Origin of the sequence: Kitasatospora sp. MY 5-36 (assembly GCF_001182915.1) — a bacterium.
Lineage (GTDB): Bacteria > Actinomycetota > Actinomycetes > Streptomycetales > Streptomycetaceae > Kitasatospora.
Genome location: NZ_LFVW01000789.1, coordinates 1 through 4,325, shown reverse-complemented (window position 1 = coordinate 4,325; position 4,325 = coordinate 1). Strand labels below are relative to the sequence as shown.

General features: G+C 74.8%; 6 protein-coding genes. 4 read left to right on the top strand and 2 right to left on the bottom strand.

Features of this window, described 5'->3' with window-relative positions:
- From AE652_RS36055 to AE652_RS36045, 3 genes are all read left to right on the top strand, one after another.
- Nucleotides 1-350: class I SAM-dependent methyltransferase (locus AE652_RS36055; protein ID WP_049659230.1), on the top strand; the 350-nt coding region annotated here is incomplete at its 5' end.
- A complete protein-coding gene (locus AE652_RS36050; protein WP_107086630.1) occupies nucleotides 347-823 on the top strand; it encodes a hypothetical protein in 477 nt (158 codons plus the stop codon). The genes AE652_RS36055 and AE652_RS36050, both read left to right, overlap by 4 nt.
- Before the next feature lie 48 nt (nucleotides 824-871).
- Nucleotides 872-1,378: a hypothetical protein gene (locus tag AE652_RS36045; RefSeq protein ID WP_147409341.1), complete on the top strand. Its 507-nt coding sequence runs from the start codon at nucleotides 872-874 to the stop codon at nucleotides 1,376-1,378.
- A 25-nt stretch (nucleotides 1,379-1,403) separates the two neighbouring features.
- On the opposite strand, the gene AE652_RS36040 is transcribed toward AE652_RS36045, so the two are convergent.
- Together AE652_RS36040 and AE652_RS36035 are read right to left on the bottom strand one after the other, a co-directional pair.
- Nucleotides 1,404-2,051 carry a response regulator transcription factor gene (locus AE652_RS36040; protein WP_049659228.1) on the bottom strand — a complete coding sequence of 216 codons (648 nt, stop codon included), beginning with the start codon at nucleotides 2,049-2,051 and terminating at the stop codon, nucleotides 1,404-1,406.
- Complete coding sequence (locus tag AE652_RS36035; RefSeq protein ID WP_049659227.1) at nucleotides 2,036-3,256, bottom strand: sensor domain-containing protein; 1,221 nt, start codon at nucleotides 3,254-3,256, stop codon at nucleotides 2,036-2,038. The genes AE652_RS36040 and AE652_RS36035 overlap by 16 nt, the downstream gene beginning before the upstream one ends.
- Nucleotides 3,257-3,365: 109 nt before the next feature.
- Between AE652_RS36035 and AE652_RS36030 the strand changes: the two genes are divergently transcribed.
- Nucleotides 3,366-4,163, top strand: coding sequence for an ABC transporter ATP-binding protein (locus AE652_RS36030; RefSeq protein WP_049659226.1), 798 nt, complete (start codon nucleotides 3,366-3,368; stop codon nucleotides 4,161-4,163).
- Nucleotides 4,164-4,325: the final 162 nt, after the last annotated feature.

Below are 4,325 nucleotides of genomic sequence, written 5' to 3'. Positions count from 1 at the left end.
CCCCGCCCGCCCCCGGCGGCATCCCGGCCCGGCCGGACGCCCTGCCCGCCGCGACGGGCACCCTGGACACCGTGTTCGCCGTCTTCGCCGCCCACGAACTGCGCCGGCCCGCCGACCGCACCGCCCTGTTCGCCGAAGCCGCCCGCACCCTGCGCCCCGGCGGCACCCTGCTGCTGGTCGAGCACCTGCGGGACGCCGCCAACACCGCCGTCTACGGCCCCGGCGCCTGGCACTTCCTGCCCCGGGCCACCTGGCTCCGGCACGCCGCCGAGGCGGGCCTGCACCCGGCCGCCGAACGCCGGATCGCCGGGCTGGTCACCGCCTTCGCCCTCCGGAAGCCCGCCTCATGACCGGGCCGACCGGACTGGCCGAGCTGACCGCCCTGGCCGAACTGACCGGTACGCCCGGACTCCTCACCCTCGAGGCCCAGTTGCGCCTGGTCGGCGCCGCCCTCGTGACCGCCGGCCTGGTCCACGCCGTCCTGCCCCGCGCCATCGGCTGGCCCGCCGACCTCGCCGACACCACCCTGCTGACCCGCCAGGTCTCCTACGCCCACCTCTTCTTCATCGGCCTCGCCTGCGCCCTGCTCGGCCTGCTCCCGCTCTGCCTGGCCCCCGACCTGCTCGCCGGCGGCCGGCTCGGCACCGCCCTGCTGGCCGGCCAGACCCTCTTCTGGGGCCTGCGCTGGCTCTTCGAGTTCGCCTACTTCTCGCCCCGTCTGTGGCGCGGCGACCGCCTGCGCACGGTCGCGCATCTCGGCCTCTCCGTCCTGTGGACCTGGGTGACGGCGGTCTTCGCGGCCGCCCTCTGGCACACGGTCTAGGATCAGTCCCGACCCCGGCAGCCCACACAACCCCTCAAGGATCATGCGGTGACCGTTGCTTTCCCCCGTGCTCGCGCCGTGCGGTCGGCCCTGTCGGCCGGCGTCGTCCTGCTGGCGGCCACCTCCTGCTCCGGTTCGGCCGACGCCCCGCTGACCAGCGCCCAGGCCAAGCAGAAGACCGACACGTACTTCACCGAGATCTTCCTCGCCTTCCCGAAGCCGATCTCGCCGGTCGTCGACCGGGACGCCGAGGAGAAGTGCTTCAAGAAGGACGCCCCCTCGGAACCGGACGGCCGGGTCAAGGCCGTGACGTACCGCTTCCTGCGGGACATCCCGGCCGACCACCACGACACGATCTTCGACACCTTCCGCGGCCACCTCGTCGTGGCCGGGTTCAAGGTCACCGACAGCAGGCCCGGCGTGATCGTCCTCACCAACCCGGACAACGGCTTCAAGGCCTCCATCTCGGACGGCGACAACTGGCCCACCACGCTGGTCGTCGGCTTCGAGTCCCCCTGCGTCTGGCCCAACGGCACCAAGCCGCCCACCGGCTGAGCCGGCCGCACCGCCCCCGCGGCCCTCACGCCCCCAGGTAGCGCAGCACCGCCAGGACCCGCCGGTGGCCGTCCACGTCCACCGGCAGGTCCAGCTTGGCGAAGATGTTGCCGATGTGCTTGTTCACCGCCGCGTCGCTGATGAAGAGTTCAGCCGCGAGCGTGGCGTTGGAGCGGCCCTGGGCCATCAGTGCCAGCACCTCGCGCTCGCGGGCGCTGAGGCGCTCCAGCGGGTCGTGCCGCAGCCGGACCAGCTGCTGGACCACCTCCCGGTCCACCACCGTCCCGCCGCCGGCCACCCGTTCCAGGCCGGCCATGAAGTCGGCCACCGCGCCCACCCGCTCCTTCAGGAGGTAGCCGACCGCCCGTCCGCCGTCCGAGTCCAACAGCCGTGTCGCGTAGGACTGTTCGACGTACTGGCTGAGCACCACCACCGGCAGCCCGGGGTGCTCCCGGCGCAGCCGGACGGCGGCTCGCAGGCCGTCGTCGCGGTGGTCCGGGGGCATCCGGACGTCCGTGACCACGAGGTCGGGCCGCTGCGTGCGCACGGCGGCGGCCAGGGCGTCCGCGTCGCCGACGGCGGCGAGGACGTGGTGCCCGAAGCGGTGCAGCAGGCCGACCAGTCCCTCACGGAGCAGGACGGCGTCCTCGGCGACGATCACCCGAAGCGGCACGGTATCTCCACGTGGAGCAGGGTCGGGCCGCCGTCCGGGCTGGACACCCGCATCCGGCCGTCGACGGCGGTGAGGCGGTCGGCGAGCCCGGTCAGCCCGCTGCCGAGCGCCGGGTCCGCGCCGCCGCGGCCGTCGTCGGCGATCTCCAGGACGAGCAGGTCCGCGTGGTAGCGGCCGGAGACCCGGGCGTGGCCGGCACCGCTGTGGCGGGCGATGTTGGTCATCGCCTCGCTGATCAGGTAGTAGACGCCGGTCTCCAGCTGCCGGGGCAGCCGGACGGGCAGGTCCAGGTCGACGGTGACCGGGATCGGGAACCGTCCGGCCTGCTCCCGGACGGCGGCGGCCAGCCCGTGGTCGGCCAGCACCGGAGGATTGAGGCCGCGTACGATCCGGCGCAACTCCTCGTGAGCGGTGCCGAGTTGCTCCTGCGCCTGGGCCAGCTGCGGGCCGAGCGGCGAGCCCGGCGGGACGTCCAGGTGCATCAGCCCGAGGGTCATCCCCAGCGAGACCAGCTGCTGCTGCGCGCCGTCGTGCAGGTCCCGCTCGATCCGCTGCCGCTCGGCGTCGAAGGCGTCCACCAGCCGCGCCCGGGAGGCCTTCACCTCCCGCAGTCGCGCGCCCAACTCCGCGTCGCGCGGGGCGAGCAGGGTGCGGGCGAGGGCCGCGCGGGCGCCCGCCCAGGAGGTCACCGTGTACGGCGAGGCGAGCAGCACGAGGGCCCCGAAGACCGACCACGGCCAGGTGGCGCCGTCGAGCGACGAGAAGCAGAGCGCCGGCACCCCGAAGGAGAAGAGCAGCACCAGCAGGTCCAGCCACCACAGCGCGGCGGCCGAGAGCAGGGTGAAGCCCAGTTCGCGCCAGGTCACCGGTTCGGTCAGCCGGGTGGCCGCCCAGGCGCGCGGCCCCGGGGCGTCCGGCGCCCGGTGCGGGTCCTCGGCCGGGTCCAGGTCCACCAGCCGCAGCCGCCACCGCTCGACGGCGGCGACCGCCACCGCCGACAGCACCACCCCGACCAGCGGCGCCACCCCGACCAGCACCACCAGCAGCACCGCCCCCGCCACCAGTCCGGCGGCCAGCACCACCAGCGCCGCGGCCCCCACCAGCACCCCGCTCGCCAGGTACGCCAGCGAACGCCACGGCCACGCGGAGCCGAGGAAGCTCAACGGCCGTTGGGCCATCGCCTGCCATGCCGTTCTCGGACGCATGCGAAGAACGATAGTGGGGTGGTCCGTCGGGCGGGGTAGTGCAGGCACTACCTTCCCGGTGGTGCCCGGATCAGTGCCCCCGGTCCGCGGGTCCGCTGGAATCCTCGGCATGACGAACCATCGGGAACCCAGGGCGGAGCGGGGCGCCGCCGAACCGCACGGCGTGGTGGAGCTGCACGACGTCCGCAAGGTGCACGGCAGCGGCGAAGGGGCGGTGACCGCGCTCGACCGGGTCACGCTCGGCTTTCCGCGCGGCACCCTGACCGCGATCATGGGGCCCTCCGGCTCCGGGAAGTCCACGCTGCTCCAGTGCGCCGCCGGACTGGACCGGCCCACCGGCGGCCGGGTGCTGCTGGCCGGCCTCGACCTCGGCGCCCAGAGCGAGCGCCGCCGCACCGAACTGCGGCGCGGGCGGATCGGCTTCGTGTTCCAGGCGTACAACCTGGTCGAGTCGCTGACCGCCGCCCAGAACGTCGAACTGCCCGCGCGCTTCGCGGGCCGCCGGAAGGGCGGGACCGTCGGCCGCGAGGAGGTGGCCGCCGCGCTGCGCGCCGTCGGGCTGGCCGAGCGCGCCGGGCACCGGCCGAGCCGGCTCTCCGGAGGCCAGCAGCAGCGCGTCGCCCTGGCCCGCGCCCTGGTCACCCGCCCCGACGTGCTCTTCGCCGACGAGCCCACCGGCGCTCTGGACACCCGGACCTCCGGCGAAGTCCTGCGCCTGCTGCGGCGGTTGGTGGACGAGCAGGCACAGACCACGGTCATGGTCACCCACGACCCGGCAGCCGCCGCCGTCGCCGACACCGTGGTCTTCCTCCAGGACGGCCGGATCGCCGACCGGCTGGACCTCGACGGCGACCACGCCCGCGCCGCCGCCGCCGTCGCGGCCCGCATGGCCCGGCTGGAGGCGTGATGCTGATCGTCGCCAACGTCCGTGAGCGCTGGTCGAGCCACCTCGCGTGCTGGCTCGCCGTGCTGGTCGGCGTCGGGCTGATCACCGCCACGCTGACCGTCCACGAGTCCGCCCGGCCCGCCGTCCAGCCCCGCCTCTCCGCCGCCACCGTCCTGGTGCTCC